The organism is Alcaligenes sp. LTN-3, assembly GCF_059735605.1.
The window spans coordinates 65514-83818 of record NZ_JCAPDN010000004.1 but is presented as its reverse complement, the minus strand read 5'-3'; the positions used below and the strand labels follow the sequence as shown (position 1 = coordinate 83818).

Below are 18305 nucleotides of genomic sequence, written 5' to 3'. Positions count from 1 at the left end.
GCGATGCGCACAAAAAAAACCGCCTCAAAGGCGGTTTTAAAAAATACCTGTTAACGATACGCCGCAACCCGATCCGCAAGGATCGTCTGCTCAGCCATTCTGCAACTGATCAGCTTTCGCGACTCTCTTGGACGGCCATCAGTTTGTCCAGGGCCGAGAACAAATGGCGCCGCTCGGTAGCGGTGAGAATCTGTTCCAATTCCTCCTCCAATTTTCCGACCTGCTCTTCAGCAGGCAAGAGCAAAGTCTGGCCTTGAGCAGTCAGATGCAATTGCTGCAAACGTCGATCACGCGGGTCTGAATGGCGTTGGATCAAACCACGCTTGACCAGACGCTCGACCACCGGCACCAGATTGGACGGCGAGATATCCAGCGTTTCACCCAATTGGCGTAAATAGATTCCCGGATTGGCATCGAGCAAAATCAAAATAGAAAACTCGCTGGGCTTGAGATCATGCTCGGCAACACGATGCGCAAACAGCTTATGAATATGAATTTCCGTACGCGTGAGGCGATAGCCCAGAAAGCGCAGAAGGCGCGACTGGTCAACAGCGGATTCGAGAGCACTGTCCATGAGTTGGTGTCTGACTAAAAAGAGAAAAACGCCAGCAAGACAGTGTCGACATACTATCGACACTATCCTGAGCGGCACACCGTTGATCGGTGCAGACATCAATCATAGAACATAGACCCGTAAACCGTCTCAGACGAGCTTTTGCATAGGCACTGTGCTTGCCGCTGTCGCCTCTATCCTGCTCAAATAATAGCGGGCGTCCAGCAAGCCATGATCAAAGAAATAATCAGCACTGGCCACCTTACGCTCACACAAGCTGGTATCGGCCTGCAAGCGACTGACCCGCCCTGCCCGTGCCCAGGCAAATGCCATACACACGGTACCGACCAAGCGCAGATAATCCTCCGCGCACCACGCCAGCACTTGCGTATCGTGTTGAGCACGGGAGCACAAATGGGTCGTCACTTCGTGCAGATGGTCGCTCCACTGCCTTAACGCTTTGCCCCACGGACAGTCCGCCATCGCACTCAGGCAAGCATCCGCCTCCCCGCGCCAGGTCTGGAGCAAAGGCTGCAAGGCCTCGGGGCCGACGGCGGCAATCTTGCGCTGCAGCAGATCCAGCGCCTGGATCTGGTTGGTTCCTTCATAAATCATGGCAATACGCACATCCCGAAGCGTTTGCTCAATACGATACTCATGCACGTACCCATAGCCGCCAAAAACTTGTAGTGCGTCGCTGGCCAGGGCAAAGCCCCGCTCTGTAAAGAACGACTTGACGACCGGTGTCAGCAAAGAGGCCAGACTCAGCGCCTGAGCCTGCTCGTCGCCCTCTGGCAGGCTCTGCGCCAAATCAAGCTGATGCGCTATCCACGCCGCCATCACCCGCATACCCTCCGTCCAGACGCGTAAGTCGGCAAGGATGCGTTGCATGGCAGGATGATGGGCAATAGGGTCCGCTGCTCCCTCGGCCGTTGCCGGGCGAGGTTGCACCCGCATCTGATGACGTTCGTGAGCATAAGTGCGTGCCAATTGCCACGCAGCTTCTGCATGGCCCAAGCCTTGCAAGCCAACATGCAAACGAGCCGAATTCATCATGACAAACATGGCAGCCAGACCTTGATGCGGCTTGCCAAGCAACCAGGCCTGGGCAGCCTCGAAACGCATCGTACAAGTAGCACTGCCCTTGATACCCATTTTCTTCTCAATACCATCGCAATAAATCGTATTGGGAACCAATCCCTGTTCCTGGGGAATCAGGCGTGGGGCCAGGAACAAGGACAGCCCCCGTGTACCGGCAGGGGCATCGGGCAGACGTGCCAGCACCAGATGAACGATGTTCTCGCTCATATCCTGATCGCCACCAGAGATGAAAATCTTGTTGCCATGCAAGCGGTAGGAACCATCTTGTTCGGGCAGTGCCTGGGTACGTAACAAACCCAAATCGGAACCGGCTTGTGGTTCTGTCAGGCACATCGTGGCCAACCAACGCCCGCTAACGATAGGCGGCAGATAGGTGCGGCGGATGTAATCATCACCATGAGCATGCAAGCAGGCGTACGCACCATGCAAAATTCCCGGATACATGGCCCAGCCGTGATTGGCCGATGCCAGCATTTCATGCAAGGCCGTATCCAGCAACTGAGGCAGACCCTGGCCGCCCACGCTGGGATCGCAGGCCAAAGCAGGCCAGCCCGCTTCCACAAAATCGGCATAGGCTTTAGCAAACCCGTCTGGCGTCAAGACCCGTCCGTGCTCCAGACGACAGCCTTGCAAGTCCGCTGGCCCATTGAGCGGGGCCAATACGTCAGCACAGAAGCGTCCGGCCGCCTCGAGCACCCTATCTGCCGTTTCCTGATCCAGCCCCTGGTGCGCCGACAAACGGCACCACTCTTTTTCCGCCTGTAAGCAATACTGCTGCACAAACCGGAAATCCTCCAAGGGGGGCTGATAATGTGATGCTTGCATACTTAAATCCTCTCTTGCTGCGCCAAACCGGCGACCAATTGACGATAAGGGCCAATCGCCCGGGCCAGGCACACGACTGACAGCAAGGCCGCCAAGGCTGAGACCAAACCCAATGACAACCCTACTTTCTGCTCGTCATAAAAAATAAAGTCCGTGAAAAAAGCGACCAGAAACGGGCCCATGCCCAAGCCAATCAAATTGATCAGAAGCAGATAAATCGACGTGACCTGCCCCCGCAATTGATTGGGCGTAATCGCCTGCAAGATAGGAGGAGCCAAGGCAACGGGCATCCCCAGAAAGAAGGTCGTTGCTGCCACCGCTACCAACGCAAACTCAGCAGAAGGGGCAAAGGCCAGCGTCACGCCAGTCACGATCAGAACGCTGGTGGCGATCAAGGAAATAAGGATCGAGCCTACCAGCTTGCCGCGTGCGGTCAGATGATCAGCCAGAAAGCCACTGACCAGCATGCCCCCAATCCCAAATGTCAAAATAATGACCCCGTAAGCTGGGCCAATTTCACCCGGAGTCCAGCCCCACTGGCGGATAAAGGTAGCGGGCAGCCAGGCCGTGACGCCAAACGTGATCATGGCGGTCAGCCCCGGAGCCAGCAGCAGTGGAAAGTAGGCCCGTTTATGACGCAGCACATAGCGCCAATCCGGGGCGCAAGTCGATCCGGCACGCGCGGTTGGGCTGGCCTCTTTCAGGCCCCGCCGCACCGGCTCCCGCACCGTTAGCATCAGCAGAACAAGGGGGATACCGGGCAAGGCCACAAAGATGAAGGCCGCCTGCCAGGGTTTGAAGCTGCCCAGCAGCGGAAACACCAGCGTCCCTGACTGGCTGGTCGCCTCAATGACCAGCCCACCCACAATGAAGGCAGTCGCCGATCCTATATAGACCCCCGATGTATAAATACTCATGGCACGGGCCCGGCGCTCGGGCGCAAAGTAATCGGCCAACATAGAATAGGCGGCCGGAGACAGGGCGGCCTCGCCAATGCCCACGAACATGCGGGCGACAAAAAGCGATGCGAAACCAGTCACATAGCCCCCTGCAGCAGTGGCCAACACCCACACCACCATTCCGATCACAATCAGGTTGCGGCGATTCCAACTGTCTGCCAAGCGGCCCAGAAAAATCCCAACAAAGGTATAGAAAATGGCAAACGCAAAACCGTGAACAATACTGAACATCCAATCTGACAGATGCAGATCCTTTTTGATGGGCTGCACCAACAGGCCCAAGATCTGGCGATCCACAAAGGACAGCGTATAGGCCAGCAATAAGACAATCGTGACGTAATACGCATAGCCCAAGGTCGAAGGCTCGGTGGAAGCGGGCACGCGTACACGGCCCGGCAAATAAGGCAGGCTCAAGGCAAGCTCCTGTGAAGGATGGAGAAAGGAATTAAATGGGCTGGCATGAACAGCCAGCCCTGGTGGACCTCAGCCGCTTTGACCCTGAATCAGCATCAAGGCATCTAATGCAAGCACACCTTGAGCTTCGGGCAACACAATCACCGGATTAAGGTCTATTTCACGAATAGCAGGCGTGCCACGCAACACCTGCCCGAGGCGGACGATCAGCTCGGCCAATGCCTCCCGATCAAGCCTGGGGGAGCCTCGATAGCCATGCAACAAGGCCGCTGCCTGCAACTGATCGAGCTCATGCAATACCTGCCTTACGGACAGATCAGCATCCAGCAGACGAACATCACGCATGATTTCCGCCGTAACTCCTCCCATACCTACCAAAATGACCGGCCCCCATTGCGGGTCCTGACGCGCCCCTACAATCATCTCCAGGCCACGCCGTCCCATGGCCTCTACCAGCACACCATCCAGGACAATATTGCCGTCGTAGTTGGCCACATTGGCATGCAGACGCATCCAGGCTTGCTCTAAAGATGGCCTATCGCCAACGTTAAGAATGACACCGCCTGCATCACTCTTGTGGCTTAACTGCGCAGACTGAGCCTTGAGCGCAACAGGCCAACCCAGCGCCTGGGCGGTCTCTACCGCCTGCTCCAGGCTAGTAGCCAGTTCTCCACGAGCAAATGGTATGCCCGCTTGGGCCAGGATTTGCTTGGCCTGATATTCAGGCACAACGGTGCGATCTGCCGGCAAAGCTAAGGCTTTGGGTTCACTGTGACTGCTTTCAAAACGGCGTGCTTGCAACGCTGTCAACCGTTGCACGGCACGCAAGGCCCGCTCGGTACTGGGGAAATACGGAACGCCCAGGCTGCGCAGTTGCTCAATGAACTCGGGTGGGACAGCCGCCCCCTCATCCAATCCGGCCAGCACCACGGCTTTACGGGGACGCAAATCGTGTATGGCTCGCAGCACCGGGGGCATTTTGATGCCGCAGGTCACCGCATCGCCCTGAATCAGACCAATGACAAGGGTGGAGAAGCGTTCGTCCTCCAGCAACGCCGTCAAGGTACGGTAATAGAGGTCCGGATCGACCAAACCTTGTGCCGTCAGGTCCAAGGGATTGCTCACACCCACAAAACCGGGCAACACCGCCCTTAGCTGCGGCGAGTCCTGGTCACTGATCACCGGCAGATCCAGTTGCAAGGCCTCGGCCCAATCCAGGGTCAAGGCTTTGAAGGCGCCTGACTCTCCCAGAACCGCTACGCCCGCAGCCGGCAAGGCCGGACAACGAATGGCAATCTCGGCGATATCACCTAGCTCTTCCAGTGTTTCTGCAAAAACAGCACCCGCACGCTCCATCTTGGTGCGCATCAAGGAGTAGTCGCCAGCCAGAACCCCGGTATGTGTGGCCGCAGAAGCGCGAGCCGCACTGCTTTTGCCTGGATGAAGCAGGACAAGCGTCTTGCCCTGACGACGTGCCTGGGCCACGGCTGCCAGCATGCGCTCTGGATGACGAAATTGCTCGACAATCATCGCAATAACGCGGGTATGGCTTTGTTCCAGCAAGAACTCCACATAATCTTCCGCAACACTGGCCGCCTCATTACCCGTTGAGACGGCGTAGGACAAGGGCAAGTGACGGCTGGACAAGGTGGTGCACAGCACCGTCATCATGGCACCGCTTTGCGACACCACCCCGATGCACGGTTGCGACGCGCAGGTCTTGTCGCGAATATCCACTTGCACAAACGTCAGTGGCACACCTTGCTGATAATTGATGCTCCCCAAACAGTTAGGCCCTTCAATCACCATGCCAGCCTCAGCCGCGATTCGAGCAATCTCGCTTTGCTCGGCTTGGCCCTGCTCTCCGGCCTCGGCAAAACCTGCCGAGAAAATGATCGCCGCACCGACACGCCGCTTGGCCAGCGCACGAATGGTATCCAGGACGGCCGTTTGTGGAATCGCCAAGACAGCCACATCCACGCCGTCAGGAAGCTGTTCAACGGATGCCAGGCAAGGGCGGCCTGCTATCTGGGCGCGCTTGGGATTGATCAAGTAAATCTCACCGGCAAAACCGTTGCGTTCCAGATTACCCAGTACCGATGCACCCAGTGCGCCGGGTGTGGCAGACGCGCCCACAATAGCAATGGAACCGGGCTTTAACAGCCGTCCGATATCCGGCCGCTGAGCGGCCACCCTCTGTGTCCTTATCACTGTTGTCTCCCATTGGGTGATGTCAGCTCTCCTTCAGACCAAGGAGGCTGCCTCCCCTGCTGTGCCGTTTATCAGGCTTTTTGTTTGGAAAGGTCGTAGGTTCCCAGGCCAGGCTTGTATGTTTTATCGTCCAGGAACTGACGCATACCCTCTTTGCGGCCTTCGTTATCGAAACTGTTGGCTGCTTCCTGAACTCGCACCAGATAATCTTCAGCATTGTCGTAAGTCATTTCCCGCACACGACGAATGGCATCTTTGGTGGCCTTCAAGGCAATCGGGTTCTTTTGCAGCAAGGTTTGCGCAACCTGCGTCACGCGCTCTTGCAAGCTCTCCAAGGGCAAGGACTCATTGACCAGCCCCCACTGGGCTGCCGTACGCCCGTCGATGTTCTCACCCATCATGGCGTGATACATCGCATTACGGAACGACAAAAGCTCGACCGCAACCTTCGAGGCACCACCACCGGGCAAAATACCCCAGTTGATTTCAGACAGGCCAAACGTGGCCTCATCAGCGGCAAACGCCAGGTCGCAGGCAAACAAGGGGCCGTAGCCTCCACCAAAGCACCAGCCATTGACCATCGCAATCGTCGGTTTCTGAAACCAACGCAACCGGCGCCACCAACCGTAACTTTCACGTTGCGCCTTGCGCGTCCCTTCCAGGCCTGTGGCCTCGGTCTCCCGGAAATACTCTTTCAAGTCCATGCCGGCAGTCCAAGCCGAGCCCTCGCCACTGAGCACCACGACACCCACGTCCTCACGGAACTCCAGCTCATCGAGTACACGCATCATCTGACGATTCAGTTGCGGACTCATGGCATTGCGTTTTTCGGGTCGATTGAATTTCACCCAGGCGATACGGTTCTCTACCGTACAAGACACGGTTTGCTCTTCTGTGCGTTCAATATTCATCAGCCTTCCTTGCTCTTGTGAAACTGGATCTCTATCCAATTAATTTGAATCAATAATTATTATGATAAATAACTATTATTGATCATCACAATACAGCGTTAACCCTAGGTGCTCGCAAACACAATCCACACAGCCTGACAAAACGGCCACCAGCTTGGCGTTCGTACTCGGAGCACACCAGTCCCTCCAACATAAAAAAAACCGCCCGAAGGCGGTTTTCTTGTCGATGCGCTCTCATAGAAAAAGAGAGCGCCAGTAAAAAAAATCAGGATGTTTTGATGGCACCGACTGCATTGGCCGGCGTTATCCGACGCCGTGCAGAGATACGTACCCAAACCTGCTGGAACACGATCAAGGCACCGGCAATAAAGACGACGTCACCCAAGGTGCGCCACCAACGCAGAGATTGCAGGATGGGCTGCTGCATGAACTCTTCACTGCGGGCGTACCACATGCCTTCCGAAATGCTGGCCCAAGCCTGAATAATCCCGGCAGGCAGCAAGCTGACGAACATCATCAGCACCAGACCACCGTTCAGTGCCCAGAAGCCCCAGCTCATCACACGGTCGTTATAGCGAACCTCGGGCGAGATATAACGTACCACCAGCAAGACAAAGCCCAGAGACAGAAAGCCATACACACCAAACAAGGCAGCGTGTGCATGCAGTGGTGTCGTGTTCAGACCCTGAATGTAGTACAGCGAGATGGGTGGGTTGATCAGGAAACCAAACACACCAGCACCGAGCATGTTCCAGAAGGCCACGGCCACAAAGAACATGACGGGCCAACGCAAATCGCTCATCCAGCCGGCTTGTTTCTGCATTTTCCAGTTATGGAAGGCTTCGTAACCCAACATGATCAAAGGCACCACTTCCAACGCACTGAAAGAAGCACCAATGGCCATGATCGGAGTGGTCGTACCCGAGAAGTACATGTGATGCAAAGTACCCGGCACCCCGCCAACCAGGAACAGCGAGGCGGCAGCCAGACCAGCAATGGTGGCACTGCGCTTGGAAACCAGACCCAAGGTCAGGAAGATAAAGCCCATGGCAACCGTGGCAAAGACCTCAAAGAAACCTTCAACCCACAGGTGAACCACCCACCAGCGCCAGTACTCCATGATGGTGATATTGGTGTGCTCGCCGTAGAACAGGCCAGTCCCGTAGAACAGGCCAATGGCCACGGTAGAGATGGTCAGCAGGACCAGCAAGTGGTTGTCGCCCTTGTCTCGACGCAAGGCAGGCCACATGCCACGCAGCATCAGCAACAGCCAGAAAGCCAGACCAATGAACTTGATGATCTGCCAGAAACGCCCCAGATCCAGGTATTCGTAGCCCTGGTGACCAAACCAGAAGTTCAGCTCGGGAGGCAGGATGTTTTTGATAGTCAGGAAGTTACCGGCAAAAGAACCAATAAAGAGCACAACCAGAGCACCGAACAGGACGTCCACACCCAGGCGCTGGAACTTGGGATCCTCGCCCCCGTTAATCAAGGGCACCAGGAACAAGCCGGCGGTCAGAAAACCACTGGCAATCCACAAGAGAGCTGCCTGAATATGCCAGGTACGGGTCAGGGAATAAGGGAACCACTGCGACACGTCTATGCCATAGAACATCTGGCCTTCAACCGTGTAGTGTGCGGTAAAGCCACCCAGGAAAACCTGGATGACAAACAGGGCAACCGTCAGGAAGGCATATTTTTTCAGGGCACGCTGTGAAGGGGTCAGGCGGAAAGCCAGAACCGGGTCGGTAGCCGGGGCAACAGGGGCTTCCTCTTCTTTGTGCGTAAAGGCCCAGATCCAGACCAGCAGGCCAATACCGGCCAGCAAGAGCACGATACTGACGATGGACCAGACGATATTGGCCGTGGAAGGATAGTTATCCACCAAGGGCTCGTGCGGCCAGTTGTTGGTATAGCTGACGGTGGTGCCAGGACGATCAGTTACCGTGGCCCAGGACAGCCAGAAGAAAAAGCGGGTCATGTCCTGACGGCGCTGCAGCTCTGGCAAGGTGTTGTCCTTCATGGCAAAGCTCTCGCGGCTGGATTTCAGCTCGGGCGCGTCACCAAACAGGTCAATGTAGTACTGGGCGGTAGTGTCGATGGCCTTGGCGCGACGTTCACTGATCTGCAGCACGCCCGTCGCTTCATCAATGCGGTTAGGACGGTATTCGTCCTGCAGTTCCTGCCGCAAGGTGGCCTGCTGACTGGATGTCAGCTGATCATAGTTCAGCGAGTAGGTTTGCTGGGCAGCCAAATCCAGCCAGGCCAGAGCCTCGCGGTGCAACCAGTCGGCACTCCAGTCCGGTGCCTGGTAGGCCCCGTGCCCCCAGATCGAGCCCAGTTGCATACCGCCGGTACTTTGCCAGGCGGACTGGCCACGATGTATCTGTTCCTGTGAGGTAAATTCACGGCCATCCGGTGTGACTACCTTGACCGGCATGGGGGGTGCCTGACGATACACCTCCACACCTGTCCATCCCAGGATGGCAAAGGTGACCATGGTGACTGCCACCAGGGACCACCATAGTTTTTTATAGCTACGCATTTTCTTCTCCGTCTCGCTGATGAATCAAACGACCCAATCCAAACAGGTCCTGGCAGGACCCAGTTACCTGGTCAAAACCTGTTTGGGTACGGCCCCGGAACGGGGGACGGACCGAAGTACACGCCTTGTAGCGATGTTCTGCTAAGTCGGGGGTCATGTCATAGTCCTTAAAAATGTATGACAAGACCTCTAAAGCAAAGACCGTGCCAAGTCCAAGACGACATAGATCAATGGTTTGTCACCATCCTAGGTATAAACTACCCCAACAAAACTGGGTATTTTTCACCATAAGGGTATTTTCCACCCATGCTAGATCTTTTGATTGCCGACCTTGCCACCGAGATTCCCGGGCCCTTACGTCTACAGCGCATGGTGCATTTGCTGGCTAGGCACTTTGGCTGTGATGCAGCGGGTTTGCTGAAACTGGATGACACCGTATTGCGTATTGTTGCAGCCAGCGGCTTGGGCCATGACACCCTGGGGCGTCACTTCGTGATTGCAGACCACCCCCGTTTGAACCGAATTTTGAGCTCATCCAACCTGACCCGCTTTGAACCCCACTGTGGCCTGCCCGACCCTTACGACGGCTTGCTTGATGACAAACTGGGCCAGCCTTTGCCGGTACACGATTGCGTAGGGATTACCTTGCAAGCCCAGGGCACACCCTGGGGCATTCTGACGCTGGATGCCTTGCGGCCAGGGACGTTTTCAACCTCCATGCTGATAGAACTGAAGCACTGGTGCCTGGTGCTGGAGAGCGCGATCCGCATCAGCGAACTGGAAGAAGAGAACCGCAGTCTACGACTGCTCTCCACCTTGCCGCCCGATTATTTGTCACGCCATAACTCGGCCGCCATCATTGGCAACAGCAAACCGCTGCAGGAAGTCATTCAGTTGCTGGACACGGTGGCCTCCTCAGAGCTGCCTGTACTTTTACTGGGCGAGACGGGGGTAGGGAAAGAGCTGTTTGCACAGCGCCTGCATCAACGCTCACCACGTCACAACAGTCCCTTGATCTACGTGAACTGCGCTGCCCTGCCCGAGTCTTTGGCGGAAAGCGAATTATTTGGACATGTAAAGGGGGCCTTTTCCGGGGCGCATGAAAATCGCGCCGGGCGCTTTGAAGCGGCCCAGGGCGGCACCCTGTTTCTGGATGAAATCGGTGAGTTGTCTTTGACGATTCAGGCCAAGCTGCTGCGTACCTTGCAAAATGGCGAGATTCAACGCTTGGGGGCGGACCACCCCATCAAGCTGAATGTGCGTCTGGTTGCCGCCACCAACCGTGACCTGAGTCAGCAGATCGCCCAAGGCGGTTTCCGGGCGGACCTGTTTCACCGCTTGTCGGTTTTTCCACTTACCATCCCTGCCCTGCGCGAGCGCCATCAGGACATCTTGCTGCTGGCAGGCCATTTTTTGGAAATCAACCGATCCCGTTTGGGATTACGCGGAATTCGCTTATCTCCCGACGCAGAAGCCGCTTTACTGGCTTATCATTGGCCGGGTAATGTTCGTGAATTGGAACATTTGATCAGTCGGGCAACTATCCGCCTGCTGGTCGACACGCCAGAACGTAACCAAATATTTACACTTAGCGCTGATAATCTCAATTTGTTACCTTCTATCCACCAGCCTGTCGCAGCGACCAGTATGGCGATTGATCCCCCCCGCCAATCCTTGCGTCAGTCCGTTGAGCAACTACAGAGCCAACTGATCCGACAGGCTTTGGAGGATACCACCGGTAACTGGAGCCAGGCTGCCCGGCAGCTAGGCATAGACCCCAGCAATCTACACAAGCTGGCCAGCAAACTAGGGCTAAAAACCCGCTCAGAAAGCTTAAGTGATGACTGACATCTCCTACCCCTCCTTGTTAGCCAACCTGCCCGTTTTCTCCACGCTGGACGCAAGCGGCATCGATGAGCTGTGGCAAGAAGGACGCCTGATCCACTACGACAAGGACAGCCAGGTCTTTCGCCAGGAACAAAGCAGCGACCATTTTTTCGTCCTGCTCCAAGGCCTGATCAAAGTCGTGCGCACCATGCCCAATGGCTCGCAACTGCTGGTACGTTTTGCCTTACCGGGCGATGTGATTGGCATTGCCCCAGCACTGCGCCGCCGCAACTACCCGGCTACCGCTATCAGCGTGACCACCAGCGCGGCATTGGCCTGGCCGGAGAAATCCTGGGACAGCCTGACGCAACGCTTTCCGTGCCTGCTCAATTCTGCGCAAGATACCGTCGCACAACGACTCAGCGATGCGGATGATCGCCTGTTGGAAATTCATAGTCTGGAAGTGGAGCAGCGGCTTGCTCACAGCCTGCTGCGTTTGATTCGCCAAGTGGGCCAAAGCGGCGCACAAGGCACATCCTTGAGCATTCCGGTGACCCGGCAAGATCTGGCTGACCTGGCCGGGACCACCTTGTACACGGCCAGCCGTGTCGTCAGTAGCTGGGATCACCAGGGCTTGATTCTGGCAGGCCGCAAACAAATTACGATTGCAGACCTGGACAAGTTTGCACAAGCCGTTCTGGAGCGTGGCTAAGTGCCAGCCTAATCGTCAGTGACCAGACGCAGCCCCAGATAACGCGGTGGCACACCAACCGAACACGCCCCGGTTTTAGGATCGCGGATAAAGTCGGGCATCACCGCAATATGCTCGCCCCCCAAGGTGCGTACACCGCAGTTTTCCAGGCGTGATTCTGCACGAGGCATGCTGATGCGGTGTACCCGTACGTGGCAGGTATTGGTCCATTCGGCCACCTGCCCACCGGCATCAAATACCCCATAAGCATTGGCCACGCCCTGGCCCAAGGGCGCTAAGGGCACCTCTTGCTCCTGTTTGCGCTTGTAGCTTTCCTGATATTCCTGCAGCCACAAAGCGGCCTGCTCATTCTCATCCAGCCCACCCTGCGCCGATTCGGGTACTTTCTGATCGGCGAAATAGCTCCATTCCAGATACTGCGGCAAACGGAATGTCTTGCCTGTACGCTCGCTTAACCAGGCAGCGTAATCCTGTCCATCCTGCCAGCTCACCCCGACAACCGGCATATTCTTGGCCTGCCCTCGACCCACTGCGTCTGCAGCCTTGCAACGTTCTGCACGAACGCACTGATCGTACTCGTACTGGCTGACTTGATATTTCATCGCTTTCAGGGTCGGGGCCGGGGCATACATCACCGTATCGGACGCGACCAGGCGGCCATCGAGCAAGTACTCGCCAGCCTGCATGAGCTCACGTGCCGGGCCAGCCACTTCCACCAGCTCGGGCAAAGCGGACGGATTGCTGGACTCGCCAGCCGAACATCCGGCCAATATGGCCACTAACAGCACGGATCCCACTACATGGCTTCGCATTATGAACTCCCTAGAGACAATCACCATTGAAACGTAGCGAGAACATTGCGTCCTTGCTCCAAGGCAACCAGCGTCTACAAGAAGTCAAATTATCCAACCCGCTCTTTGGCCTGTTGCTTGAGCCTTATACTTGTTGTTTCCTCATCGTCCCTTGAATCCTCAGGCTGACACCCATGAAGACTGACTTGCCCGCAGGTTCCGATGATAGTGCGGCGGCAGTGCGCCGAATCGTCCAGCTCTATCAAGAGCTGGCACCAGACCGGCTCTCCGAGCTTGAGGCCTGTTACGCGCCTGATGCCTATTTCAAGGACCCCTTTAACGAAGTGCGTGGCGTGCCGGCCATTCGACGCATCTTCGAACATATGTTTACGGCGCTACAAGCACCACGATTTGTCATTACGCAGCAGATCGTCCAGGATCACCGGGCCTTTCTGGAATGGGAGTTCCGTTTTCGACTCCGTCGGTGGAAGCCGGACGTTGAACAATGCATCAAGGGGGCTTCGTTCCTGTCCTTTGATGAACAGGGACGGGTGTCTCATCATCGCGATTATTGGGATGCGGCCGAGGAGCTTTACGCAAAACTGCCGCTACTGGGCGTATTGATGCGCTGGCTGCGACGCAAGCTTGCTACCTCTTGAGACAACAAGCAATCGGAACACACACAAGCCCCTGCTTGCGTTTGGAGATCACCCTACGGAGTGGGGGGCTTCAGGCCAGATCCTGCCAAACCATCAAACGTGGTGCTGGTCACCCATTCAATGATTTGCTCATGGGTGTACTGGCCGGACTCCTTGAGCAAACCCACCACAGGATCGCACGCGCGCGCAAATAGGGTATAGAGCACAAGCTCAACGGGCAGACCCGTTTGGAGGCCGCCTGCTGTCTGTGCCTCGATAATCCAGGTGCTCAGACGATTACTCAAGGCGATCAGACGATCCATATACTCGTCATTCGATTGGAGCGAGGTGCTAAGGTTCGAGTTCTGCGCGGGCAACGACGGCATTTCCCCTTGCAATTGGGTGTGCATTGTCCAGCGCACCACTGATTTGAGCTGATCGATTGCTGCAATCGGCGCACCCAAGTCAGCCGCGCTCTTGGCCTGTCTACGCAACTCGTCCACAAAAGCCAAGGCGCGATCCAAGACACCAACCATTGCGGCCGCAGCAAGTTCTTCCTTTGACGTGAATAACTTATACAGGCTGGCCTTGGCCATGCCCGCCTCGGCGGCAACTTCGTCGACCGTCATGGCGTCGTAGCCCTTGGTAGCCAATAGCCGATTCACAGCGGTCACGATAGCTTCTTCGCGCACCCGCTGGATTTGTTGTTTGATTGAGGATCGAGCGTTCATACATCACATTTTAGGACGAATGGGACTATCTTGAACACTAGATAGTGCAAAAATAATATTTAGGGTTTATAGTTTGAACTAAGCAGTTCACATTTTAATCCTTATGGTCTATTGAGCACTATAGCAATACTCAAGGAGCTGCCATGCGTCGTATCGCTGTCATAGGTTCGGGCATTTCCGGTCTGGCCGCTGCCTTTCGTCTGGCCAGCACGCAGACCTCTCATCGCGTGTGCTTGATCGAGGCAAACAGCTATTTCGGCGGACATGCCAATACCGTCCAACTAAGCCTGGACGGAATTTGTCATGGTGTAGATACCGGGTTTCTCGTATTCAATCACCGCACCTACCCCATGCTCACGCAACTGTTCAAAGAGCTGGATGTGGAAACGGCACCGTCCGAAATGTCTTTTTCAGTGCAGGTGCCCGACGCCCACGGCAGACCGGGTATGGAATGGAGCGGCAGCTCCTTGAACGGGGTTTTTGCACAACGCAAAAATTTGCTGCGCCCACGCTTCATTGGCATGCTGCTCGAGATCATGCGTTTCAATCGTCTGACCACGGACATTGCCCAGCGCCAGGTCGAGTCGCAGCTCAGTGCCTCGATAGAAACCTTTCTTGATCAGCACGGCTTTAGCAGCGCCTTTCGCCACCACTATCTACTACCCATGATTGGCAGTATCTGGTCTTGCCCGACAGATCAAATGCTGCGTTTTCCCGTTACTACCTTGATTCGCTTTTGCCACAATCATGGGCTGATACAGATCACTAATCGGCCTCAGTGGCACACCGTTCGAGGGGGATCGCAACAGTATGTGCGTCGCATGATTGAACGGCTGCAACAAGACGGTCGCCATGAAACACGCTTGAATACCCCGGTGCTCAGCCTCAAACGCCTGCCACAGGGGGTTTTAGTAGAAATGCCCCACGGGTCGGAACAGTTCGATGCCATCGTACTGGCCTGCCATAGTGACCAGGCATTGCGCTTGCTTGGCAAAGACGCGACACAACAGGAACAAGCCGTACTGGGCAGCATCCGCTATCAGGCCAATGAAGCGGTTTTGCATACCGATACCTCCGTCTTGCCACAACGCACAGCGGCTTGGGCGGCATGGAACTACGAGCGCGCCTCCTGCGTGAATTCAGAAGAGGCAGGGGTTTGTCTCCACTACCTGATCAACCGATTGCAACCCCTGCCCTGGCAACAAGCCGTGCTGGTTTCCCTGAATCCAGCCCGCCCAATAGACCCGGACAAGGTGCATGCCCGTATTGGCTACCACCATCCGGTCTTTGACCAGGCCGCCATCCAGGCACAACCGCTTGTCGAGCAACTGCAAGGCCAACGCCGCACCTGGTTTTGCGGCGCCTGGTGTGGCTACGGGTTCCATGAGGACGGCTTGCGCTCTGGCCTGAATGCGGCCGACAAGGTCCTGCTGTCTCTTGAGCACAAACAGCCAGCGCCCCCCATCGAGATCAACGAGGAGGAAACGGTATGAGCACCGTCCCTCTTATTGGCTTTGGCCATATTTGGCACCGCCGGCTACGGCCGGTCGATCACGCCTTTCGTTACCCCGGTTATTTCCTGCTGCTTCCCATGCGCAGCCTGCGTGAGCACCCCGTTGCTGTGCTACGTCGCAATCGGCGCGGCTGGATCAGTTTTCACGATAGTGATCACGGCGACGGCAGCAATGACGCTCTGGCCTGGTTCGAGGCCTTGCTGCAAGAAGAAGGCATACAGGACGCCGATGGGGAAATCTGGTTGCATACCTTCCCCCGTGTCCTGGGCTATGTCTTCAAGCCCGTCAGCTTTTGGTACGCACATCGGGCAGACGGCTCGCTGGCGGCGATTCTGGCTGAGGTCAACAACACCTTTGGTGAGCGCCATGCCTATCTTCTTGCCGGACCGGATCTGGACTGGGACTGTGAGCAAGTGGCCAGCAAGCAATTTCATGTGTCTCCATTTTGCGAGACTCAGGGAGAGTATCGCTTCCGCTTCAAACGCAGTGACCGCGCCAACCTGGCACTCATTGATCTTTACGACGACGCAGGCCCCGTGCTGCGTACGGGCGTTCAAGGAGTGTTGCATCCCTTGAGCACCACGACCGTGCGCCGGGCCTTTTTTGGCACGCCGCTCATGACCCTTGGGGTCATTTTCCGCATCCACTGGCAAGCACTGCGCCTGTGGGCAAAGCGGCTTCCTTTCCATCGCAAACCACCAGCGCCCAAGCGCTCTGTCACACGATGAATACAAGCACCGCCACCCTCTTGCGCAAGTCCGCCGATGCAAAACGCGTCTTGCCACCTAGCGCGAACCGCGTCCTGAAGCTGTTGACGCATCTGCCTCATGGCCAATTGGAGCTTCAATTGCCCGATGGGCAACTGCGGCATTGCCCCAAACAGAGCGCCCCGGATGCAGACGCACGCTGCACAATCAAGCACTGGGAAGCGCTGGAGCGCGTTCTAAGCTCGGGCGATATTGGTTTTGCCGAAGGTTATATAGACGGCCTATGGGACAGTGACGACCTTAGCGGACTCTTGCGCCTGTGCATCGACAACCGCGACCACCTGGAGCAACTGGTATATGGTCACTGGTGGGGCCGTCTGGGCTTCAGGCTACGGCATATGCTTCGCCGCAACACACGGGCAGGCAGCGCCAAAAACATCCATGCCCACTACGATCTGGGCAACGATTTTTATCAGCTGTGGCTGGATCCGACCATGAGTTACAGCTCTGCGTGGTTTGAAGGTCTCAGCGGCAGCGCCTTGCAAGAGGCAGATCTGGAGCAGGCCCAGCAGAACAAAATACGACGTGCGTTGCGCGAGACAAGGCTGCAACCAGGTCAACGCCTGCTGGAAATCGGCTGCGGTTGGGGGGCACTTGCCCAGACAGCGGCCACAGAGTTCGGCGCACAGGTCAGCGGTGTGACCTTGTCGCGTGAACAACTTCACTGGGCCACGCAGCGCATCACCCAAGCAGGCCTGCAAACACAGGTGGATCTGCGTTATCAGGACTACCGGGACTTAGCTGCCGAACACGCGGCGCAGCCATTCGACGCCATTGTGTCCATTGAAATGTTTGAAGCGGTCGGACATGAATACTGGCGCACCTACTTCCAGACCTTACATGACTGCCTCAAACCGGGGGGCCATGCTTGCCTGCAATCGATCACCCTGCGCGAAGACCTTTTTGAGCGCTATTTGCACTCTTCCGACTTCATTCAGCAGTTCATTTTTCCGGGAGGACTGTTGCCCAGTGTCACGGCCTTCGAGCGCGAGGCGCAACGAGCAGGCCTGGAAATAGTCAAGAAGATGAGCTTTGGCAAGGACTATGCCGAAACGCTCAGGCGCTGGCGTCAGGCTTTCGAGCACAAGCTCGATGCTGTACGAAGCCAGGGCTTTGACGAACGCTTTGTACGCATCTGGCGATTTTATCTGGCCTACTGCGAGGCTGCCTTTGATATGGGCAACACCGATGTGGTCCAGTTCACATTGAGAAGGCCCGACCATGCCTGATCTTCGACGACGCAAAACCCTGATCTGGGGCATCAGTCTTCTCGCTCCTACCCTTACTACCATGACTAATACTGTCTTGGCGGCCACACCGGCTGCCCCCCAGGAGCTGCGCTCCACCCTGCCCGCTGCCCATTTGCTTGGCAGCGGCCCCATGCGCTTTTTTGGACTGCGGGTTTACGAGGCGCGCCTGTGGGCGCTGCCGGACTTCGAGCCAGCACAGTATGCACGCCAGCCTTTCGCGCTGGAACTGATCTACGACCGCAAGCTGGAAGGAGAGGCGATTGCCGAGCGCTCAATAGCCGAAATGCGACGCGTCGGCAGCTTCTCTGAACAACAGGCACGCCAATGGTTGCTCCTGATGACAAAAGCCTTTCCTGATGTGCTGGCTCAGGATCGGCTGCTGGGGGTAACCGACGGGGCCGGCGATGTACGTTTTTTCCACAATGGACGCGAGACAGCACGTATTCAGGACGCAGAGTACGCGCGCCTGTTTTTTGGAATCTGGTTGTCTGAGCAAACGTCGGCGCCCGGTCTGCGCGCGGCATTGCTGAGCAAACGCTAAGAAAGGCACGACACC

General features: G+C 56.4%; 15 protein-coding genes. 7 read left to right on the top strand and 8 right to left on the bottom strand.

Translation table 11 applies throughout. From position 1 onward, the window contains the following. Positions 1–109 precede the first annotated feature (109 nt). From AC6I6N_RS16830 to AC6I6N_RS16805, 6 genes are all read right to left on the bottom strand, one after another. Complete coding sequence (locus AC6I6N_RS16830) at positions 110–574, bottom strand: MarR family winged helix-turn-helix transcriptional regulator (protein WP_094197783.1); 465 nt, start codon at positions 572–574, stop codon at positions 110–112. Positions 575–703: 129 nt separating this feature from the next. Continuing rightward, on the bottom strand, positions 704–2479 hold the full coding sequence (locus tag AC6I6N_RS16825; RefSeq protein ID WP_497943685.1) for an acyl-CoA dehydrogenase family protein: 1776 nt from the start codon (positions 2477–2479) through the stop codon (positions 704–706). 2 nt (positions 2480–2481) lie between these two features. Then, positions 2482–3852: a spinster family MFS transporter gene (locus AC6I6N_RS16820; protein ID WP_497943684.1), complete on the bottom strand. Its 1371-nt coding sequence runs from the start codon at positions 3850–3852 to the stop codon at positions 2482–2484. A gap of 69 nt (positions 3853–3921) precedes the next feature. Beyond that, a complete protein-coding gene (locus AC6I6N_RS16815; RefSeq protein ID WP_257503598.1) occupies positions 3922–6045 on the bottom strand; it encodes an acetate--CoA ligase family protein in 2124 nt (707 codons plus the stop codon). An 89-nt stretch (positions 6046–6134) separates the two neighbouring features. Then, positions 6135–6974, bottom strand: a complete 840-nt coding sequence (locus AC6I6N_RS16810) for a p-hydroxycinnamoyl CoA hydratase/lyase (protein ID WP_094197787.1) — start codon at positions 6972–6974, stop codon at positions 6135–6137. Positions 6975–7239: 265 nt separating this feature from the next. Further along, positions 7240–9519 (bottom strand): nitric-oxide reductase large subunit, encoded by a 2280-nt coding sequence (locus AC6I6N_RS16805; protein WP_497943683.1) that lies wholly within the window; start codon positions 9517–9519, stop codon positions 7240–7242. A gap of 306 nt (positions 9520–9825) precedes the next feature. Between AC6I6N_RS16805 and norR the strand changes: the two genes are divergently transcribed. Together norR and AC6I6N_RS16795 are read left to right on the top strand one after the other, a co-directional pair. Beyond that, positions 9826–11367, top strand: a complete 1542-nt coding sequence (norR, locus tag AC6I6N_RS16800) for a nitric oxide reductase transcriptional regulator NorR (protein ID WP_094197790.1) — start codon at positions 9826–9828, stop codon at positions 11365–11367. Then, on the top strand, positions 11360–12058 hold the full coding sequence (locus AC6I6N_RS16795) for a Crp/Fnr family transcriptional regulator (protein WP_094197791.1): 699 nt from the start codon (positions 11360–11362) through the stop codon (positions 12056–12058). The genes norR and AC6I6N_RS16795 overlap by 8 nt, the downstream gene beginning before the upstream one ends. Before the next feature lie 8 nt (positions 12059–12066). Here the strand turns inward: AC6I6N_RS16795 and AC6I6N_RS16790 are convergent, their stop codons facing one another. Then, positions 12067–12870: a formylglycine-generating enzyme family protein gene (locus tag AC6I6N_RS16790; protein WP_159063954.1), complete on the bottom strand. Its 804-nt coding sequence runs from the start codon at positions 12868–12870 to the stop codon at positions 12067–12069. A 173-nt stretch (positions 12871–13043) separates the two neighbouring features. Here AC6I6N_RS16790 and AC6I6N_RS16785 point away from each other — a divergent pair, with 173 nt between their 5' ends. Further along, positions 13044–13508, top strand: coding sequence for a nuclear transport factor 2 family protein (locus AC6I6N_RS16785; protein ID WP_094197793.1), 465 nt, complete (start codon positions 13044–13046; stop codon positions 13506–13508). Positions 13509–13561: 53 nt separating this feature from the next. On the opposite strand, the gene AC6I6N_RS16780 is transcribed toward AC6I6N_RS16785, so the two are convergent. After that, the gene (locus tag AC6I6N_RS16780; protein ID WP_094197794.1) at positions 13562–14218 is read right to left on the bottom strand and encodes a TetR/AcrR family transcriptional regulator; all 657 of its coding nucleotides are present in this window, start codon (positions 14216–14218) and stop codon (positions 13562–13564) included. A 143-nt stretch (positions 14219–14361) separates the two neighbouring features. Here AC6I6N_RS16780 and AC6I6N_RS16775 point away from each other — a divergent pair, with 143 nt between their 5' ends. From AC6I6N_RS16775 to AC6I6N_RS16760, 4 genes are read left to right on the top strand one after another with little or no spacing between them, the layout of a single operon-like run. After that, entirely contained in the window at positions 14362–15711 is a 1350-nt protein-coding gene (locus AC6I6N_RS16775) for an NAD(P)/FAD-dependent oxidoreductase (RefSeq protein WP_497943682.1), read from the top strand. Further along, the gene (locus AC6I6N_RS16770) at positions 15708–16460 is read left to right on the top strand and encodes a DUF1365 domain-containing protein (protein WP_094197796.1); all 753 of its coding nucleotides are present in this window, start codon (positions 15708–15710) and stop codon (positions 16458–16460) included. The genes AC6I6N_RS16775 and AC6I6N_RS16770 overlap by 4 nt, the downstream gene beginning before the upstream one ends. After that, positions 16457–17728, top strand: a complete 1272-nt coding sequence (locus AC6I6N_RS16765; protein WP_094197797.1) for an SAM-dependent methyltransferase — start codon at positions 16457–16459, stop codon at positions 17726–17728. Before AC6I6N_RS16770 ends, AC6I6N_RS16765 begins: the two co-directional genes overlap by 4 nt. Next, entirely contained in the window at positions 17721–18290 is a 570-nt protein-coding gene (locus tag AC6I6N_RS16760) for a chalcone isomerase family protein (RefSeq protein WP_321268728.1), read from the top strand. The genes AC6I6N_RS16765 and AC6I6N_RS16760 overlap by 8 nt, the downstream gene beginning before the upstream one ends. Positions 18291–18305: the final 15 nt, after the last annotated feature.